This is a genomic window from Lentibacillus sp. Marseille-P4043 (assembly GCF_900258515.1).
Classification (GTDB): Bacteria; Bacillota; Bacilli; order Bacillales; family Amphibacillaceae; genus Lentibacillus_C.
The window spans coordinates 107,450-126,785 of the sequence record NZ_LT984884.1 but is presented as its reverse complement, the minus strand read 5'-3'; the positions used below and the strand labels follow the sequence as shown (position 1 = coordinate 126,785).

The window sequence follows — 19,336 nt, the reverse complement described above, 5'->3', positions numbered from 1 at the left end:
GAATTCGTTTATATGAATTATACTTTTTTCGGAAAAACAATTCTTTTATATAAATGAACTGTAATAAAATAATAGGCCGTATAAACGAATAGAAAAATAACAATTGGCAGCCAGATGCGGTAATATGGATCGATTAAGACAAATCCGAAAATGTTCATTCCAATTAGTACATGCGCCATACCTATAATAGCCGGTGCTAAAAATACAATGAACAACTCTTTATAGATGGACTTGGTTAATAGTTCACGACTAACGCCAATTTTTCTAAGCATTTCATACCGATTAATATCTGTTGTTGCGCCAGATAGAATTTTAAACATTAAACAACTTGCCATCATTGCCAAGAAAGCAATTCCCAGGAAGAAACCCATAAATACCGTTCCACTGGCATTAGTATAGAAGACATTGTATATTTCGTATTTACTTAGAATATCATCAGCTTTAACATCTTTATATTTCTCTGACTCTAATTCATCAAGCTTCTTCCATTCTGTTGTATGTGCAATAAAATCATCTGTTTTTCCAATAAAAATGATACCTGTTTTTCCCTTTAACTCATGATACATTTTTAGATTAATAATTTTCATTGGCTTGTTTAAATAATCTAAATAGATAGGGTGCATATTTATTAAAGCAGTTTCCCATTCTTCTGGGATTGACTTAGCATTTTGATTGATTTCTTGACCACCACCTGAAATAGCATTTACCGGAAGATCTCCCATAACACGTCTTTGTTTATCAGTATTTTCTTCACCATTCCCAACATGGATTAGTGGCGGGTTATTTTCCAAATCTTCCTTGACATAATAAACAAATGTATCATCAACCTTATAACGATATTCGCTTTTCTCTTTAAATGGAATACCATCCAAGATTCCCATTTCTTCGGTGTTCGGATTGTTTATAATGGTATCATATATTTCAAAACTGTCTGTGGATTTCATCACATTATTTTTAAAGGCTAAGCCACCTGAAATGGCTCCTGATCCAAGTGCGATTAACATCGCTACTGTAGCTAATTCTTTTGTTAAACCGTTAATTCGGAAATTTAATTGGGAAAATGTAAAAGCATTAAGACCTTTTTCATTAAGTGTTTTATTCGCTTTTAGTCTCTTAACAAATAGTGGGAAAAATGCCTCAAAAAACAAATACGTTCCTGCGGTTGTTGTAAGCATGGCTATCATGATTCCAGATTCCTTTAACTTATCTAAATAGAACATGGATGCATAGCCAATTCCTAACAAGATGAGTGAAAGAATCGCAACTATACCAGTCATTTTTCCTTTGATAACGATAGAATCAGCGTGAGTATCCCCATGAACAAGCTTCAGAATGGAAGTCCGTAATAATGTAAGACTATTCATCATGGCGGACAATACAAATAACAAACAGAAGAAAATACACGTAACCGAAATCGATGGAACATACAATGCCTGATAACCATTAGCAGTAAAATCAAGCTGCTCCATAAGCAACTTGCCAATTACTTGTGCAAGCCCTGTTCCAACTAAAATCCCAATTAATAGAGATGTTGCTCCGATAATGATTGTTTCTAAAAACATAAGGCGTATAACCTTATGTTTCTTTGCTCCTAACGTCATATACATTCCAAATTCTTTTCGCCTAAGAGAAAGTAAGAAAGAATTCGCATAAAAAATATAGAAGAATGTAATAATGGCAAGCAAGACAGATCCTGTTTGGAAAATGGATCCGATTGAATTAATCGTTGCATTTGCTTCAAGAAATGCTTTATTTAAGGCTAATGTTTGAAACATATAAAAAATAGCAATAGACATAACCAGACCAATCAGTAAAACAATGTAATCTTTTAGCTTACTTTTTAGTCCTGATATGGAAAGTTTAAATAACATCATAAACCTCCTTGTGTTTCTTTGCCTAGGTCTGCAAGCACATCTAGAATCTCTTTATGAAACACCTCGCGAGTACTGTTACGGTGAATTTCTCTGTATATTTCTCCGTCACGTATAAATAAAATACGTCGGCAATAACTTGCACTAATCGAATCATGGGTAACCATTAAAATGGATACATCTTGTTCTTCGTTTAAACCCTTCATTGAATTTAAAAGGCTTGTGGAGTTTTTTGAATCAAGGGCTCCAGTTGGCTCGTCTGCTAAAATTATGGCTGGCTCATGAACAATAGCGCGTCCTGCAGCTGTACGTTGTTTTTGCCCACCAGAAACCTCTGATGGATATTTTGCAAGAATGTTTCCAATACCCAACATACCCGCTACTTTTTCAACCCTTGGGCCAATCTTTTTAGAAGGAATGTCTTGAAGGGAGAGTGGCAATGCAATATTTTCATAAATGGTTAAAGTCTCAAGTAAGTTAAAGTCTTGGAAAATAAAACCTAACTTTTGAGAGCGGAAGTTAGCTAGTTCACTTTGTCTCATCTGCGTAATATCTATGCCAGCAATTTCAACAGTACCATTTGTCGGTTTATCCAATGTTGAAATGACATTTAATAATGTTGTTTTTCCAGAACCAGATGGTCCCATAATTCCAACAAATTCACCATCTTGAATGGAGAAGGATAACCCTTTTAATGCATGTGATTGGTTTTCGCCTTTTTTGCCATATACTTTTTGTACATTTTTAACATTAACAACGGAATTCTTCATCATATTTCTACCTCCACCTAGTGTTTCTCTAAGCTAAATGTTTAAGCTTTAGCTCTTTTATTGCCTTTTCAGGAACGTCCTCTTCGGTTACTTTCTCATACTCATAAACATATTTTCCTTTAACGTGTACCTTCAAGTAGCTATTTTCGGGAAAATCCTTAACGGATGACGTTACTTTAATTTCCTCTACTTCCCCCGATTCATCAACCCCATCTAGCCTAAACATATATCTGTGTTTGAAGTCGGGATCAGTTTCTCCTTCTTTATTTATAAGTACATATACATCTTTTTCTTGAATAAACGGATTAAATCTATCCCGGACATCCTCACCAATTAGGGATAATGCACCCATTCCAACAGCAACCACTACAAATATTCCAATCAGTATTCTTTTCAGCTTCTTTTTCATCTTTATTTCCACCTTTCCTTTTTCCTATTTAATTTTTTGGGTTTTCTAATGAATCAATCTGGAGGAATTCAAGTATAAGATGCAATTCTTAATAAAAAACGGAATAACTTCTTAACTTTTCCTTAATAAGCGAAAAAAATAAAGGCTGTTCTCTAAAAGATTGTTGCCTATGACAGATTATCTATAAACTGCGAAGTAACTAGGAAATTGCTCTCCCATCGTTCCGGAAATACACTTCGCTTTCCGCGGGCGGCTGCTGAGCCTCCTCGAGCTATCGCTCTGCGGGGTCTCACCTAGGCCTTTCCTCCCGCTGGAGTCTACGCGTATTACCACTCATTTTGTAAAGGATGGACGGAAGTCACGTAAAAGTTGTTTCGCAGTTTACTTCAACTGCGAAGTAAAAAACAACAATCTATACGAAAACTGCCAAAATAAAAAAAAGACCCTTATGCTTTTAGGGTCCTTAAAAAAGTGATTTCACTATTGCAAACAATTATTCCTCAGGTGACATTGGCAATGTAATAATGAAATTAACAACTCCATTATCATATTCCGCTTTAATTGCTCCTCCCTGCAGTTCCACGATGCTCTTTGCGATTGCAAGACCAAGCCCGGAACCCTCTGTTACCTTGCTTCTCGAATAATCTTTTTTATAAAAACGCTCAAATAAGTTTTCTAACTCCTCTTTCGTAAATTCGTCACTTTGATTTGCGATGGATATTTCAAGCTGATGTTGATATTTGCTGAGGGAAACCTGAATATCCCCATTATCTTTGCTATAGTTAATCGCATTCATTAGTAAATTGTCAAACAGTCGTACTGTTTGTTCTGAATCGACAAAAGCATATAAGGCTTCATCGGGAAAGTTTTTCACAATTGATAAGCTTTGATTTTCCGCTTGTGGTGTGATTTCTTCAATCAATTGGTCAAGGAGTTTATTTATGCATATATACTCCCGATTTAGGATGAGATTCCCGTCTGTAAGCTTTGTGTATGCAAACAAATCTTCAATTAAGTTTTCCAATTGCTCTGATTTTGAAAAAACAATCTTAACATATTCATTACGTTGTTCTTTATTTTCAAATCTCCCATCGAGTAACAAGCGCAAGTAACCCATAATGGATGTCAACGGCGTTCTTAAATCATGTGATACATTTGTGATCAATTCACTTTTTTGCTTCTCCACTTGCCGTTCCTTTTCCATTTGAATCATAAGGTCTTCTGCCATACGATTGATATTTTCCGTTAATAGGGCAATTTCATCTCGCCCTTGTTGCTCAATACGATAGGCTAAATTACCTTTTGCAATCTCTTTTACACCTTGTGCCATCGCTTCAATCTGTTTCATCTTTCGCTTCGTTATATAAAAGAAAGAAAAAATAAAAACAAAAATCCCAATAAAAAATGGAAACAGACCTTCTCTCGTTTGATAAGTTACATCGCCCTCTGGAATTCCGCTTACAAACATATATAAATTCTTGTCTTCAATCTTGAGTGGATAAAACGTAATAAATTCCTTACGAGTACCAATTAATTGTTCTTCCCCACTTGTATAGGATGGATGATTTATAGCAAAAGACATCACATTACCAATGGTATCATGCAGATTTATTTGAACTTCCTGTGCTTGGTCTGTTTTGTACAGAACTTTTCCAGTCTCATCCGTAACCAGCACTTTTAAAGCATCGAGGCCTCGCCCGGAAACTTCATTTTGTTCATTTATAAATTTCTTAATGGCTTCTATTGTATTTTCTTTTTCTATTGTTTCTGCTGCCAACTGTGCCTGCCAATTAATGCTTTCCATACCCCAGCTATAATCAATGGTAGCCACCTTATTTATATTCTCAAAAATTGGTGCTACCATTCTCGATACTGAAAATCCTAATAACGCGCATACAATAAACGTTGTAATTAACTGAATACGAATACTTCGCCTTATACTTGTTACTATTTTTTCAGTAAGCCATTTTATAAAATTCATGGGATTAATTTTCCTTTTCAATTTTATATCCCACTCCCCAAACCGTTTTAATAAACACAGGTTTTCTTGGGTTGTCTTCTATTTTTTCACGGATTTTCCGAATATGCACCATTACTGTATTATCCGATTGAAAAGACTGTTCCTTCCAAACTTTTTCATAAATTTTTTCCGCACTAAATACAATACCACGATTCCGGGAAAGAAGTTCCAGAATAGAAAACTCTCGTGGTGTTAACTTTATTTCCCGACCTCCTACGGTCACTTCATGTGTCGATACATTTATTAGCATTTCACCAATTTCAATTTCATTTTCATTTTGAACCATGCCGCCGCTCATTCTTATGTACCTGCGAAGCTGTGATTTAATTCTGGCTACGAGTTCTAATGGATTAAAAGGTTTCGTCATATAATCATCTGCCCCTGTTGTTAATCCCAGTATTTTATCCATATCTTGTGTCTTCGCGGATAACATAATTATCGGCATTTCAGCTATTTCTCTTACTTTTATACACATCTCAATACCATTTATTTTAGGCATCATAATATCAAGTACAATCAAATGTACTTGATTAACCCTTAATATATCTAAACCTTCTTCACCATTGCTAGCCTGTATCACGTTATATCCTTCATTCTCTAAATAGATGGTAATGAGATCCCTTATTTCCTTTTCGTCATCTATTATAAGAATTGTTTCTTTACCCATAAGAAATCCTCCAATTATTAAAAAGTTATTTCCTTAATTGTAATAGTATAAATGGGATTTCTTAAAAAATAGATGCAGGAGTTCTTAACTATTTCTTAAGATAATTAATAATGACATGCATAAAAATATATTTATATTTTATGCTTCCTCCACAATCTGCCCGTTTGTAGAAGACTGAACTCATTGAGTATCAATCACATATGGATAACAACTCTATCCTTTTGGCAGAGGTGCCCTTTCCACAATCCGTCCTTTTCTTCCTGCTGTTGTTTCTGCTTTCTTTAATGAGCGGATAACGGCTTCTTCCGTCACTTCAATCACTGCCTGAAAAAGGCTATTCATAACGGGATGATCATCACGAATGAATGTTATGGATTCCTTGTGTGATTTTGCGTGATGACTATATGTATTAGCAGTTGAAAATGCGATTGCGATATCACCACTTCCATGATCAATATGACTGCCTGTTCTTCCTAAACCAGCAGCACATCGTTTGGCTAACCGCTTTAATTGCCGATCATACAGTGGAGCATCAGTGGCAATGATCATCATGATGGACCCATCTGGAGTGTCCATGTTTTTTGATTCCCAATCGGCAAAGAGTGCATGATCACGTTTTCCAAAATTACTTAATACAAGGCAACCTACTGTATAGTGTTCGTCATCGACATTAACAATACGTGAAGCAGTTCCGATTCCGCCTTTATAACCAAAACAGACCATGCCTTTCCCCGCACCGACAGCACCTTCTGTAACAGGTGCATTTTTGGCATGCTTAATTGCCTGTATGGCGTGTTCGGGTTTAACGGATTGTAGTCTCATGGAATTCAGATAACTGTCATTGCATTCGCCGACAACAATATTGATGGAGCTTGCGGTATCGCCAATCTCTTTGTTTTCCTCTAGCATGTATTGCAGTGTTCCTTGTATGACGGGTCCAACACTAAATGTATTTGTTAACATGATAGGGGACTCCAGTAATCCGAGTTCATCGACTTGTACAAGCCCAGCTGTTTTTCCGTAGCCATTAATGACAGCACTTGCAGCACGGGTCTTTTGTGTGAACAGATTTCCACTATGTGGGAGTATGGCCGTAACTCCGGTACAAATGGTATTCTGGTCATTGATTTTTTCGTATAGTGTTACATTGCCAACCTTAACGTCCGAAACATCGGTAATGCAGTTGGAACGTCCCTTTGGTAGTGATGGCATTTTATACACCTCTTTTTAAAAATAATTTGAATGTCATTATATCCCCTTTTCTTATTTATTGCATGGATTAAATTCTCCTGGTAAACATAGATATACTTAATTCTAAATACTTGCGCTTTATGAAAATTTAAGTTTTAATAATAACACAAGTTCATATTGCAATTTCCTTCGGGGTCGGGTGAAATTCCCAATCGGCGGTGATGAAGCGAGGGCTTCTCAGTCCGTGACCCGTGCGGTTTAATGCCAAACGGTGGATCTGGTGAAACTCCAGAGCCGACAGTTATAGTCTGGATGGGAGAAGGAATTTTTTCAGGTAGCAAGTATGTTTCTGTGTGAGAATGATTAAAACAGATAGTTATTTGTGTATGCTTCTTTGTGTATATATGAAATCTATTTGTATACCATTTTTAGATGAAGTGTTTTACATACGTGTTTTACTTATTGAAAATTCTGCCCTAACACACCTCCGAAGATCTTCGGGGGTTTTTTTAATACGAAAAAAAGGGTGATGTATGTTGATGGATGAAGATTATATGCGATTTGCTTTGAGATTAGCCAAGGAAGTGTCGGGTCAAACAAGTCCAAATCCACCAGTTGGCGCTGTAGTTGTTAAAGAAGGTGAAATACTTGGATTTGGTGCGCACCTAAAAGCGGGAGAGGCACATGCTGAGGTGAATGCTTTGCAAATGGCAGGCGATAAAGCGAGTGGTGCGACAATTTACGTAACGCTTGAACCATGTAGCCATTATGGGAAAACACCGCCATGTGTCGAGCTTATTATTGAAACAGGTATAAAGCGTGTAGTCATTGCGGTAACAGATCCAAACGAAAAAGTGGCTGGTAAAGGAATTGAAAAACTGCGAAATGCTGGAATTGGTGTGGAGGTTGGCATTTTACAAGAAGAAGCTGAACAAATTAATGCTGCATTTTTTCACTTTATAAAAACAAGGACACCATATGTAACAGTGAAATCAGCAGTCAGCCTTGATGGGAAAACGGCTACTGTTCATGGCGATAGTAAGTGGATTACAGGTGAACAGGCCCGGATGGATGTGCATCATTACCGACATACACATGATGCGATTCTAGTTGGGGTTAACACCGTTGTCATGGATAATCCTAGCCTTACTGCAAGACTTCCAAACGGCGGGAAGAATCCAGTGCGTATTATTTTAGATACCAATCTTAGAACGCCATTAGATGCGAACATTGTGACAGATAATCAAGCAGACACATGGATTTTTGTTGGCAAAAATACTGATGATCAAACAATGGCACCATATCAAAGTAGGGAACGGGTCAAGGTCATTCAAATGGATGAAGAAGTAATTACCGTTGGAAAGGTGCTCGAAGTTTTAGGAAGCAAGGGGATCATGTCGGTGTTCGTGGAAGGTGGAGCTGAAATACATGGAGCATTTTTAGAAGAAAGGCGTCTAAACCAAATGATCCTTTATCTTGCCCCCAAATTGATTGGCGGTAAAACAGCGCCAACAGCCTTTGCTGGGCGTGGTTTCCAGTCCATTGCTGAAACATTATCGCTTGCTATCAGTGATGTCGAGATGATTGGTGAAGATATCAAAATAGCAGCAACACCAAGAAAGGATGAGTAGATGTTTACAGGGATTATTGAAGAAAGAGGCACTATACAAAATATGAATAAAGTTTCGGATCAATCCATCGAATTAACGGTCGGATCGAAAAAAGTGATAGAAGATGTGAACGTTGGTGACAGTATTGCCGTAAATGGAATTTGCCTTACGGTAACGGATTATTCGGAAACAGCCTTTCAAGTAGATGTTATGCCGGAAACGATCAAATCTACTTCACTGAAATTATTAGAAGTCGGATCACATGTGAATCTGGAACGATCGATGCCTGCTAATGGTAGATTCGGTGGTCATTTTGTTTCCGGGCATGTAGATGGGACAGGAGAAATCATCAGAAAGGAAAAACATGAAAATGCCCTTTATTATGACATCCGCATTCCAGAAGCGTTAACAGCATTAATTGTCCTAAAATGCTCGATTGCAATAGATGGGATTAGCCTTACTGTTTTTGATGTAAAAGCAAGTTCGCTAACCCTTTCACTTATTCCGCATACCGTTTCAAAAACGAATTTGGGTGAAAAAAACCAAGGCGATCTAGTTAATATCGAGTGTGACTTGCTTGCGAAATATGTGCAAAATTTGTTAACCAAACAATCACAAAAAGAAGGTATCAATTAGGCATTCCTAAACAGTAATAGACTTATATGAAAGGGAAGTGGGAAAATGTTTCATTCAATAGACGCTGCAATTGCGGATTTAAAGCAAGGAAAACCAATTATCGTTGTTGATGATGAAAACAGAGAAAATGAAGGGGATCTTGTTGCATTATCGGAAAAAGCTACACCAGATGTAATTAATTTTATGATAACGCATGGAAGAGGGCTTGTCTGTACATCAATTGAGATTGATTTAGCCAGTCGACTTGAACTTCCAAAGATGACAAATCATAGCACTGACCCATTCGGCACAGCCTTTACGGTGACAATTGACCATAACAACACGAAGACAGGGATTAGTGCTGTGGAACGGTCTCAGACGATTCGTGCACTGGTTGATGCCAATGCTAGTGAAAATGATTTTAAGCGTCCAGGTCATGTTTTCCCATTGATTGCAAAAGATGGAGGTGTACTCGTTCGGCAGGGTCATACCGAGGCATCTGTTGATCTAGCAAAATTGAGTGGGGCTTTTCCGTCAGGGGTGATTTGCGAGATTATCAAGGAAGATGGAACGATGGCCCGCGTGCCTGAATTAATCAAAATGGCGGACGAGTTCGAGCTTAAGTTGATAACGATTGCTGACTTGATTGATTACAGGAAGAAGCATGAAAAGCATGTAAAACGTGAAGTTGAGACGGTTTTGCCGACTGATTTTGGCGACTTTAAGGTTGTTGGCTATACAAATGATCTTGATAGAAAAGAACATATTGCCCTCGTAAAAGGGGAAATCAACTCAGATGAACCGATTTTAACTCGTGTACACTCAGAATGTTTGACCGGGGATGTGTTTGGATCGCACCGTTGTGATTGCGGGCCACAATTACAGGAAGCTCTAGCAGATATTGAAGCGGCTGGTAAAGGTGTTTTGCTTTATATGCGACAAGAAGGGCGGGGGATTGGACTGCTTAACAAATTGCGAGCATATAAGTTGCAAGAAGCAGGTGCAGATACTGTAGAAGCGAATGAACAGCTTGGATTTGCCCCGGATTTACGTGAATATGATGTAAGTGCGCAAATTTTATTAGATTTGGGCGTTACGAATGCTCAACTTTTAACGAACAATCCTGAAAAAGTAACGGCGTTAGAGAAACACGGAATATGTGTCGAAGAGCGTATCCCGATCCAAACAACTATTGGTAAAGATAATGAAAGATACATGCATACGAAATCTGATAAGTTAGGACATATTTTGGAGTTTCATTGATTGCTTTTTTCGTAATGCTTGTTGCTATTAAAAACCATGTAGTTGATATAAACTGCGATGCTATTTTGCGGAGCTTTCTCCCGGTCTAATAAGCTGAGTGCTTGTATTCCGGCAGAATACTTCGCTATCCGCGGGCACGGCTTCAGCCTCCTCGCGGAAAGCGAAGTGTATTTCCGTAGCGGTAGTTACTTCGCAGTTTATATCTATTGTATCGGAAACAACAATCTTTTAGAAAACGGCCTCGTTATTAAACGATTAACGAATTTGCCAACTTTTGAATGATAAATAAAAGGAGATGGAGAAATGGGAAAAACGTTGGAAGGGAATTTAGTTGGAACGGAATTAAAGATTGGAATTGTGGTTGCGCGGTTTAATGAATTTATTACTGGCAAACTATTAGAAGGTGCAATTGGTACATTAACAAGGCATGGAGTCAGTCCAGATAATGTGGATGTAGCATGGGTGCCAGGAGCATTTGAGATTCCTCTGGCAGCAAGGAAGATGGCAGACAATCAGGAGTATGATGCTGTTATTACATTAGGTGCGGTTATTCGCGGTGCAACACCACACTTTGATTATGTATGTAATGAAGCAGCTAAAGGGGTTTCGAATGCATCGCTAATGGCAGGGAAACCAGTAATATTCGGCGTTTTAACAACAGAAACAATTGAACAAGCAATTGAACGTGCAGGTACAAAGGCGGGTAACAAAGGTGCTGAAGCCGCAACCGCAGCAGTCGAAATGGCTAATCTAGTAAAACAAATGGACTAATCAGGTTGAGGAGAACAGCTATAAAGGTTGTTCTTCAGCCCTTATTGAACCCTTTAAACCTTTTTCTTTTAATGGAAAAATCGAGTTAAATAAGCTAAACTAAAGATAGATAATATAAAGGTTGGAGGAGTTTGCAATTAAACTTTTAGGCTATCAACTAACCGCAATTGCCATTATCTGGATTGGAATGGCATTCTTTTTGTCAAAAATGGACGATGTTAGTAAAATAATATTTTATGCCGTATCATCATGGCTGCTATTTTTGCTAGTTATTTTTGTTAAACAAATTGTTAAAAAGCGGAAGATGAAGGAATAATCCCTTGGGCACTCTTTTTCCATGCTTGAAAATCCTTTATACTATACCTATTGAAGCTTTTCAGTGAGGAAGGAAAATAAATGCTTACAGTTGAAAATTTATATAAATCATTTGGTGAAAAGATTTTGTTTAATCATGTTTCATGCTCTATTTCTTCATATGATCGTATAGGGTTGATCGGTGTCAATGGAACGGGAAAGTCGAGTTTCTTAAAAGCGATTGCCGAACTTGAACCTGCTGAAGAAGGCACAGTGAAACATGCGAAAGATTACCAAATAGAGTATTTGGCCCAAGAACCTGAACTTGATTCTAATTTGACGGTAATCGAACAAATTTACTATGGTGAAGCGCAAATAATGAAGGTAATTAGGGAATATGAAAAGGCGCTTCAACAGTTGGCAAAAGACTCAAGCAATGAACAAGCACAGGAAAATGTTTTGAAGATGCAGCAACAGATGGATCAGTATGAGGCCTGGGAAGCAAATACAGTGGCAAAAACGATTTTAACAAAATTAGGTATTACTGATTTTGATAAAAATGTTACAGAACTTTCTGGTGGTCAGAAGAAACGTGTTGCCATTGCAAAGGCATTAATTCAACCTGCAGATCTGTTAATTTTGGATGAACCGACAAACCATCTGGATAATGAAACAGTCGAGTGGTTGGAAAAGTATTTGGCAAGCTATAATGGTGCACTATTGCTTGTTACGCATGATCGCTACTTTTTAAATCGAGTGACGAATCATATTTTTGAATTGGATAAAGGAAATCTTTATACGTATGAAGGTAATTACGAGTTATTTTTAGAAAAGAAAGCAGAACGGGAAGCACTGGAGGAAAGTCTTGAGCAAAAACACCAAAACACATTAAAACGGGAGCTTGCTTGGTTAAAACGTGGGGCAAAAGCGCGATCTACCAAGCAAAAGGCACGAATTGACCGTGTTCACGAAATGAAAGAAAAGGAATTTGATACAACTAAACGGGATGTATCCTTTCAGGTAGGATCGACAAGACTTGGTAAGAAAGTAATCGAAGCACAAAATATCTCGAAATCGTTTGTGGGGAAAAAGCTGCTCAATGATTTTAATTACTTGGTCGTTCCTGGTGATCGCTTAGGTATCATTGGTCCAAACGGTTCTGGAAAATCGACTTTATTAAATATCATGGCAGAACGAATGAATCCAGATAGCGGGTCTATTGAGATTGGTGAAACAGTTAATATAGGCTATTATACGCAAGGTGATGAGGAACTTGATGGAAGCATGCGAATCATCGACTATATTAAAGAAGTCGCGGAAGTAATCCACACCAAAGACGGTGAGATGATTACAGCGGAACAGATGCTTGAGCGATTCCTATTTTCTCGTAGTGAGCAATGGACGTATATTAGTAGACTATCAGGTGGGGAAAGGCGACGTCTGTATTTGTTAAAAGTTTTAATGACGGAGCCAAATGTTCTGTTCTTAGACGAACCAACAAACGACTTGGATACACAGACGTTAAGTGTGTTGGAAGAATATTTAGATCAATTCCCTGGCGTCGTTATTACCGTTTCCCATGATCGGTACTTCCTAGATCGGGTTATTGATCATTTACTGGTGTTTACGGGTGATGGTAATGTAGAACGCTTTTACGGAAACTATAGTGAGTATTTAGAAAATGAAAGCAAGAAGAATGTACAGTCTGCCCCAGCCCCTGTTAAAGAGAACGTCACGAAACCAGCAAAAAAGAAGAAGTTATCCTATCTAGATCAGAAAGAATGGGATCGGATAGAAGATGACATTACCGAATTGGAATTGAAAATAGAAGCACTTAAAGAGAGTGTTGCAAATGCTGGAAGTGACTTGGATAAAGTGCAAGAGCTTTATAAAGAGCAGCAACAGGTGGAGGAAGAACTGGAAGCGAAAATGGATCGCTGGACAGAGCTTTCTGTGTTAGTTGAGGAACAGGAACATTAGGTAAGTAGAAAAAAAGGCCTTGAACGGATGATGTATCGTTCAAGGCCTTTTTAATGTTAATTTGAGTCGTGCATGATCATGAATAAGAAAACTACTCTGTTAATCCTTCAATCTCAATTGAATCAACAATTCCTGTACCATTGTCGCGGATGTTTGCTTCCATTTTTACATTATCCCCTTCGCGTAGGAATAATGCTAGTGGAGCTTTTCCAACATTGATGGTATAAATGGTTTTGTCTCCTTTTAATAGGAATTGAACGACTTGACCGGCTTTTTGGGTTGTAACCAAGGCGCGATCAACTTCCCCTTTTACTTCTTCCAAAGCACTTTCTCCAGTTGCTTCAACGTTACTTGGATCCTGTGCAAGTGCTAGACGGTAGGATTCCAATGTTTCTCTTGCTGTGTCACCAAACACAACAAAATCAGAGTCAGCAGCTTTGATGTAGGCGTATTTCTTAAATAAACCATTCGGATCTAAAACATTCACGACCCATGTGGGATTTCCGTCAATATTATAAAGGATTGGCATTGATCCAGTCCATTTTTTCTCTGGGTATTCTTTATTGACGATTTCCTTCGCACCTTTACTATCCATGATTCCGCTGTTTTTCTTGCTGTTGTAATAAGTTAATTCGCCCGTTCTTGCATTAATTAGAGTGTAGCCAAGGGCAGAATCAATGTTTTCTTTTGGTGATGCCATGTCAGTAAAGTAGTACATATCGCCATTTTCATCAAAAATTGGGGTAACACTACTCTCCGTGCCAGATTCATTTGGTATTTTTACATCTTTTTTGCCAAACAATGAATTCATCCAGCCATGAACATATTTACCGAAATAATTGTTCTCATCTGTTGCCATTTCGGAACTTAATGAACCGTCAATAAAGTCTGGCGCTTGATCGATTGTATATGAACTTGTTTCACTTGTTACAGGATCAACGATGGCAACGCGCATCGTTTTCATATTTGGCTTGTTTGTTAAGCCAATTGGTTTATACAGCGTTTGGACATACCATGGCTTGCCATCTTCATCGACTTCAATCTGTGGTTCTCCACTTTGAATATAAGTTGGGTATTCGGAGTAAATCGTTCGTTCAATATTGTGATTAAAATAGCTTGAGTTTGTATACTTCATTTTACTGTCAATAAATTTCGGTTGTGCATTTGTATCGGTTGCCGAAATGGTGAAATACCCGGCCGTTTCCTTGCCGCGAAAATACTTCCAGAATCCAGTAAATTCAACCGGTGCAACGAAAACAACGTCACCATCGATTTTCTGCACTTGCAATTTGCCTAAATCATAGAACTGTGTATTTGGGACGACACTCATTGATTTTTGAACTTTATTTCGGGCAAATTCTGGTGACACTGTAATCGGTGTATCATCTTTATTTAATGGCTTAGCCTCGGTCACCTCTTGCTTATTAATGGATTCGTAGGTATCGTCTAAAGTGAAAATTCCAAGTACAAAAACGGTTGGGATAGCCAAAATACCTAATATAATGATAGCGCCTAATACTGCTTCATACGACCCAATTTTTTTCTTTTTTAGTTTTGTTGCGGTTATGCCATATAATAGGAAAATACCGACAATCGCAATAACGATGTTGGCAATCAGGATATTAGGTACCGTGATTGGTAATAAAATCATATAGTTTGCCAAACCGCCAATGATAAATAGGAAAATAAATATGAATAAAGCAGATGTCATCGTTCCTTTTCGATGACTGTTTTTCGCAATAATAATACCTGCTAAAACAAAATACATAATAAAAGATAAAATTGTTGTTGTTAAAATTCCTGCCATTCCCTCAACTCCTGTGATGTTTGATTCATTATGTATTACGTTTTGAAGCTTGATTGGTTTCACTTTTGGTTAATTTCTTATAGACTTGTACTAGCTAAAGAGGAAGTTATCAAAGGATAAGAGCGAATTTCATCGAGTTTTTTGCGGGAATAGGTACTTAGCGACAAGGGGGTAGTTGTGTTGAAGAAAATTTACAGTGACATCATTCAATTTCGTGGTACACATCGTGATTTCGGATATAAACAAGGTATGTTATTAAAGGATTCGTTAACTATAAAAAATCGTGAAAAACAGTGGAAGATCAGAAGACCACGTTTTACGATCGATGTAACAGAGACAAAAGATAAAATTGAGGCCTTTGCTCCAGGAGTATGGGATGAATTGCTCGGTTTGCAGGATGCATTGGAATGGGAAATGAAGGACGTGCTTCAAGAGTTTGGTGGATATCGGCTGGAATATGTTCGCAGTGGCTGTTCCATATTTACAGGCGCGGATTATATGATTCGCAATTATGATTACCATCCCAAAACATATGAGGGACGCTATATGATTTTTCAACCGTCTGATCAAGGATACGCGATTATCGGCCCATCTCAGCGGATTACGGGCCGTATGGATGGTATGAACGAAAAAGGCCTTGTGATGGGATATAATTTTATGCATCGGAAAAAGCCAGGAGATGGATTTATTTGTAATATGATTGGCAGAATGATTTTAGAGAGCTGTGCAACAGTTGATGAGGCGATTACCATGCTGAAGGAGATTCCGCATCGCCATTCGTTTAGTTATACAGTTCTTGATAAAAGTGAAGAAACGTTTGTTGTGGAGGCAACGCCAAGAAGTGTTGAGGTCCGTCAATCAAACGTTTGTACAAATCATTTTGAACTATTAAAGGATGAAAACCGTCATCATTTAGCCGACTCTTATAAACGTATGGATGCAATGCAAGCACAAAAAGACAACATAATGGATGGCTATCAAGCTTTTCGAATGTTGAATGATACGGATAAGGGTGTCTTTTCCAAGCAATATAAAAATTGGTCTGGAACGATTCATACAGCTGGGTATTTTCCAAAACAGCAAAAGGCGTGGTTTGCCCTAGGTGGTGATCGGGAGCCGTTTGTGTTTGATTTTGCCAAATGGCTAGAAGGGAATAATGAAAAGACAACGCGTATTTTAGGTGAGGTTGATACTGACTTACCATTTGTTCATATGGACGAAAATGTGCGTTAAATGAAGTGGATTTGCATGTAGGAGTTGAACATCTTGAAGAAGTATTTAACACAAAAGTGGATTGTCATATGTATCGCTGTTTTTTGCTCGATTCTATGGGGAAGTGCCTTTCCGGTTTTAAAAATAAGTTATGATGAATTACAAATGGCGGCAGACGATACTATTGCTAAAATTGTTTTTGCGGGTATGCGTTTTTTATTGGCTGGATTAATCTTGTTGGTGGGGATGTTACTTGTTAAGCCAAAAGCTTTATTGGTGACGAGGAGACAGGTTAAGTTCCTGGTTATCTTTGGAATTATTCAAACGTCCTTACAGTATTTCTTTTTTTACAATGGATTAGCAAATACGTCAGGTATGCAAGGTGCTGTTCTATCGTCTAGTGGCACATTTTTTACGGTATTGCTAGCCCATTTCTTCTATGCAAATGATCGATTGAATTGGGCTAAAGCGATTGGTTTATTGGCTGGATTTACCGGAGTTATTGTTGCCAACTGGGGACAGGAAATGAAGCTTAGTTTTGAACTTACTGGAGAAGGGTTTATGATTTTAGCGGCGCTAACAGGTGCAATTGGTACGATTATGGCCAAGGAAATGGCTGTTGGAATTCATCCGTTTGCCTTAACAGGGTGGCAGTTGACAATTGGCTCGATTCTCATGCTTCTGGTTGGTGTTCCGCAAATGAAACCGAATGCCATTACATTTACACCACTTGGCTGGGGATTGCTAGGATATGCAGCAGTACTGTCAGCAGTAGCTTTTGCCCTGTGGTATTCGCTTTTAAAGTATAACAAGGCTGGCGAAATTAGTATTTATAAATTTGTGACGCCTGTATCAGGGGCAATATTATCATCTATTTTTATTCCTGGGGAAAATTTAACCGTATTTATTATCGGTGCATTGGCATTGGTGGCAGTTGGTATTATTGCGGTGAATTATAAACATAAGAAGCCAGGTAAGCAGGCAAAAATAGAAACGTAATTTGTCACATTATAATCGTATATAAGAAAATAAGATGGGTATGCGGTAAGTTACTTCCAAAAAAACCATACCCATACACTTATTTTTATTTACCCCATAGAACACTACAAAAATGGCTTCACAATTCTTCATCCTTCTGCATAAACACACCGACATACTTTACAATAAAGCTAAAAATAGTATAATAAAGTCGTTTCATGTAGAAGGGTGGTAAAATTTTGCTTGGAATTGAACTAACATCTGAATCGATTATTGCACTACTAAAAATTATCGCAATTGATATCATCCTTTCTGGTGACAATGCGGTTGTTATTGCGATGGCCACTAGAAAATTGCCAAAGCAACAACAAAATAAAGCAATCTTTTTAGGTACTGGCGGTGCAGTGATTTTACGTATTTTATTCGCGATTATCATTGTCTATTTATTGCAAATCCCGTTTGTCCATTTAATAGGTGGCATCTTGTTACTTTATATTGCTTATCATGTGCTTGTAGACGAAGAAGAAGAAGCGAATATTCAATCGTCAAGTAGCCTAGGAAAAGCTGTTATGACAATTATTATGGCGGATGCAGTAATGAGCCTTGATAACGTTGTAGCAGTTGCTGGAGCAGCTAAAGGCCATATTGGGATGATTGCTTTAGGAGTTGCGGTCAGTATCCCTATCATGATCTTTGGTGCGAAATTGATTGTAAAAATATTGGAAAAGTATACCTGGATTGCCTACATCGGTGCTGGGATACTGGCCTGGACGGCTGGCGAAATGATAACAGAGGATGAATTCGTAATAGATACACTTCATTTTCATGGACCATTCACATATGCGGTAATCGTTATTTTGACTGCGTTTATTTTACTGTTAGGTTATAGCAAGAATAATAATAAAGTTAAATAGAAATTGGGACTCTTATCTTTTTTAGTGATGGGAGCCCTTTTTTATTCTGCGCTAACAGAAGAGAATTTCTCATAGCATGAAATTTAATTATAAGTAATTTAATTTAAACTGGTTATGCTAATATAAAAGTGGTACAATAGCTTTTACTTTGAGAGTAATTACATATAATAGGTTTAGTATACTTATGCAAAAGGGAAAATATTCTAAGCCATTATTTTAAAATAGGAGGTAACGTAGGTGAAGCTTTTTCAAGTAAGAAAGGGACAATTTGTGTTTTATAACAATGAACTTCATAAGGTGTATTCTGTTAAGCCGATGTTTAAAAAATCCGTGCACTTATATCGATTGAAAGACATGCAGCAAATACTTACCAAAGCAAGTGAGATTAATTTGTATCGTCCAAAACATATGGATTCATTTATTTTTTATGGAAAACGATACACCATCGATAAAAATAAAGTTCCTGAACCAGGTGACTACATCTTAATTATTAAACCAGCACCAGATTTTCTTGACCATTATGCACTTAATGAGATTGAAAAAGTTGACAGCGTGGAAGATGGAAATGTGGTGACAACGAGGGATAATGGGGTCAAGCATAGCGAATATGTTGTGATGGTTTTAGGACGCGCGGAAGAAAGTCAAGATATTGCTTATTTTGACAAAAACCTAGTTTCCGAGTCGCAATTGACTGCAGATGAATCACCTAAGTATTTACAGGCATCAGAATCACAGCTAAAACCGGTTGTCGGAGATATTTATTTTGATGTTAAAAATGATATCAAGGCTATGATTGTTGCCATGACAGACGATGAGCTGGTTTTTGGACATGGCGTTCGGATTCATATTAGTGAATTGCTTGATGAAAACAATTATACGTTGATTTATCGGGTGGAAGAGGATTTGTAGAAATATCGATTTGTTTGAGCGAAATCACAGGGGAAATAGACCCTATAAAAAAAAA

At 37.7% G+C, this 19,336-nt stretch carries 17 protein-coding genes and 1 riboswitch; of the genes, 10 read left to right on the top strand and 7 right to left on the bottom strand.

The annotated features are described in order from the left end of the window. Nucleotides 1-17: 17 nt before the first annotated feature. From C8270_RS00630 to C8270_RS00605, 6 genes are all read right to left on the bottom strand, one after another. Entirely contained in the window at nucleotides 18-1,871 is a 1,854-nt protein-coding gene (locus C8270_RS00630) for an FtsX-like permease family protein (protein WP_106494634.1), read from the bottom strand. Further along, nucleotides 1,871-2,641, bottom strand: a complete 771-nt coding sequence (locus C8270_RS00625; RefSeq protein ID WP_106498415.1) for an ABC transporter ATP-binding protein — start codon at nucleotides 2,639-2,641, stop codon at nucleotides 1,871-1,873. The genes C8270_RS00630 and C8270_RS00625 overlap by 1 nt, the downstream gene beginning before the upstream one ends. Before the next feature lie 28 nt (nucleotides 2,642-2,669). Then, nucleotides 2,670-3,038 carry a YxeA family protein gene (locus C8270_RS00620; protein WP_106498414.1) on the bottom strand — a complete coding sequence of 123 codons (369 nt, stop codon included), beginning with the start codon at nucleotides 3,036-3,038 and terminating at the stop codon, nucleotides 2,670-2,672. 505 nt (nucleotides 3,039-3,543) lie between these two features. Then, entirely contained in the window at nucleotides 3,544-5,052 is a 1,509-nt protein-coding gene (locus C8270_RS00615) for a sensor histidine kinase (protein ID WP_158701544.1), read from the bottom strand. Continuing rightward, nucleotides 5,036-5,737 carry a response regulator transcription factor gene (locus tag C8270_RS00610; protein WP_106494633.1) on the bottom strand — a complete coding sequence of 234 codons (702 nt, stop codon included), beginning with the start codon at nucleotides 5,735-5,737 and terminating at the stop codon, nucleotides 5,036-5,038. The genes C8270_RS00615 and C8270_RS00610 overlap by 17 nt, the downstream gene beginning before the upstream one ends. A gap of 213 nt (nucleotides 5,738-5,950) precedes the next feature. Beyond that, nucleotides 5,951-6,949: a DmpA family aminopeptidase gene (locus C8270_RS00605; protein ID WP_106494632.1), complete on the bottom strand. Its 999-nt coding sequence runs from the start codon at nucleotides 6,947-6,949 to the stop codon at nucleotides 5,951-5,953. Between the two features lie 160 nt (nucleotides 6,950-7,109). Further along, nucleotides 7,110-7,256: riboswitch (FMN riboswitch) on the top strand. Between the two features lie 211 nt (nucleotides 7,257-7,467). On the opposite strand from C8270_RS00605, the gene ribD reads away from it, so the two are divergent. The 6 genes from ribD (at nucleotide 7,468) to C8270_RS00575 (ending at nucleotide 13,461) form a co-directional block, all read left to right on the top strand. Continuing rightward, the gene (ribD, locus tag C8270_RS00600) at nucleotides 7,468-8,559 is read left to right on the top strand and encodes a bifunctional diaminohydroxyphosphoribosylaminopyrimidine deaminase/5-amino-6-(5-phosphoribosylamino)uracil reductase RibD (RefSeq protein ID WP_442785786.1); all 1,092 of its coding nucleotides are present in this window, start codon (nucleotides 7,468-7,470) and stop codon (nucleotides 8,557-8,559) included. Beyond that, nucleotides 8,560-9,174 carry a riboflavin synthase gene (gene ribE, locus C8270_RS00595; RefSeq protein ID WP_106494630.1) on the top strand — a complete coding sequence of 205 codons (615 nt, stop codon included), beginning with the start codon at nucleotides 8,560-8,562 and terminating at the stop codon, nucleotides 9,172-9,174. 45 nt (nucleotides 9,175-9,219) lie between these two features. Beyond that, nucleotides 9,220-10,416: a bifunctional 3,4-dihydroxy-2-butanone-4-phosphate synthase/GTP cyclohydrolase II gene (locus C8270_RS00590; RefSeq protein WP_106494629.1), complete on the top strand. Its 1,197-nt coding sequence runs from the start codon at nucleotides 9,220-9,222 to the stop codon at nucleotides 10,414-10,416. Between the two features lie 303 nt (nucleotides 10,417-10,719). After that, nucleotides 10,720-11,187 (top strand): 6,7-dimethyl-8-ribityllumazine synthase, encoded by a 468-nt coding sequence (gene ribH, locus C8270_RS00585; protein ID WP_106494628.1) that lies wholly within the window; start codon nucleotides 10,720-10,722, stop codon nucleotides 11,185-11,187. Nucleotides 11,188-11,308: 121 nt separating this feature from the next. Next, a complete protein-coding gene (locus tag C8270_RS00580; protein ID WP_234028441.1) occupies nucleotides 11,309-11,503 on the top strand; it encodes a hypothetical protein in 195 nt (64 codons plus the stop codon). Nucleotides 11,504-11,583: 80 nt separating this feature from the next. Further along, nucleotides 11,584-13,461, top strand: coding sequence for an ABC-F family ATP-binding cassette domain-containing protein (locus tag C8270_RS00575; protein ID WP_106494627.1), 1,878 nt, complete (start codon nucleotides 11,584-11,586; stop codon nucleotides 13,459-13,461). Between the two features lie 91 nt (nucleotides 13,462-13,552). Here the strand turns inward: C8270_RS00575 and C8270_RS00570 are convergent, their stop codons facing one another. Next, complete coding sequence (locus C8270_RS00570) at nucleotides 13,553-15,268, bottom strand: DNA-binding protein (RefSeq protein ID WP_106494626.1); 1,716 nt, start codon at nucleotides 15,266-15,268, stop codon at nucleotides 13,553-13,555. Nucleotides 15,269-15,448: 180 nt separating this feature from the next. On the opposite strand from C8270_RS00570, the gene C8270_RS00565 reads away from it, so the two are divergent. The 4 genes from C8270_RS00565 (at nucleotide 15,449) to C8270_RS00550 (ending at nucleotide 19,281) form a co-directional block, all read left to right on the top strand. After that, nucleotides 15,449-16,501: a C45 family autoproteolytic acyltransferase/hydolase gene (locus C8270_RS00565; protein WP_106494625.1), complete on the top strand. Its 1,053-nt coding sequence runs from the start codon at nucleotides 15,449-15,451 to the stop codon at nucleotides 16,499-16,501. 33 nt (nucleotides 16,502-16,534) lie between these two features. Next, on the top strand, nucleotides 16,535-17,479 hold the full coding sequence (locus C8270_RS00560; RefSeq protein ID WP_199794623.1) for a DMT family transporter: 945 nt from the start codon (nucleotides 16,535-16,537) through the stop codon (nucleotides 17,477-17,479). Nucleotides 17,480-17,706: 227 nt separating this feature from the next. Beyond that, on the top strand, nucleotides 17,707-18,372 hold the full coding sequence (locus C8270_RS00555) for a TerC family protein (RefSeq protein WP_106498411.1): 666 nt from the start codon (nucleotides 17,707-17,709) through the stop codon (nucleotides 18,370-18,372). Between the two features lie 237 nt (nucleotides 18,373-18,609). Then, a complete protein-coding gene (locus C8270_RS00550) occupies nucleotides 18,610-19,281 on the top strand; it encodes a hypothetical protein (protein WP_106494623.1) in 672 nt (223 codons plus the stop codon). Nucleotides 19,282-19,336: the final 55 nt, after the last annotated feature.

Coding starts and splice junctions, on each gene's coding strand:
- C8270_RS00630 (WP_106494634.1), bottom strand. CDS start 1,871: ATGTTATTTAAACTTTCCATATCAGGACTAAAAAGTAAGCTAAAAGAT.
- C8270_RS00625 (WP_106498415.1), bottom strand. CDS start 2,641: ATGAAGAATTCCGTTGTTAATGTTAAAAATGTACAAAAAGTATATGGC.
- C8270_RS00610 (WP_106494633.1), bottom strand. CDS start 5,737: ATGGGTAAAGAAACAATTCTTATAATAGATGACGAAAAGGAAATAAGG.
- C8270_RS00605 (WP_106494632.1), bottom strand. CDS start 6,949: ATGCCATCACTACCAAAGGGACGTTCCAACTGCATTACCGATGTTTCG.
- ribD (WP_442785786.1), top strand. CDS start 7,468: ATGGATGAAGATTATATGCGATTTGCTTTGAGATTAGCCAAGGAAGTG.
- ribE (WP_106494630.1), top strand. CDS start 8,560: ATGTTTACAGGGATTATTGAAGAAAGAGGCACTATACAAAATATGAAT.
- C8270_RS00590 (WP_106494629.1), top strand. CDS start 9,220: ATGTTTCATTCAATAGACGCTGCAATTGCGGATTTAAAGCAAGGAAAA.
- ribH (WP_106494628.1), top strand. CDS start 10,720: ATGGGAAAAACGTTGGAAGGGAATTTAGTTGGAACGGAATTAAAGATT.
- C8270_RS00575 (WP_106494627.1), top strand. CDS start 11,584: ATGCTTACAGTTGAAAATTTATATAAATCATTTGGTGAAAAGATTTTG.
- C8270_RS00570 (WP_106494626.1), bottom strand. CDS start 15,268: ATGGCAGGAATTTTAACAACAACAATTTTATCTTTTATTATGTATTTT.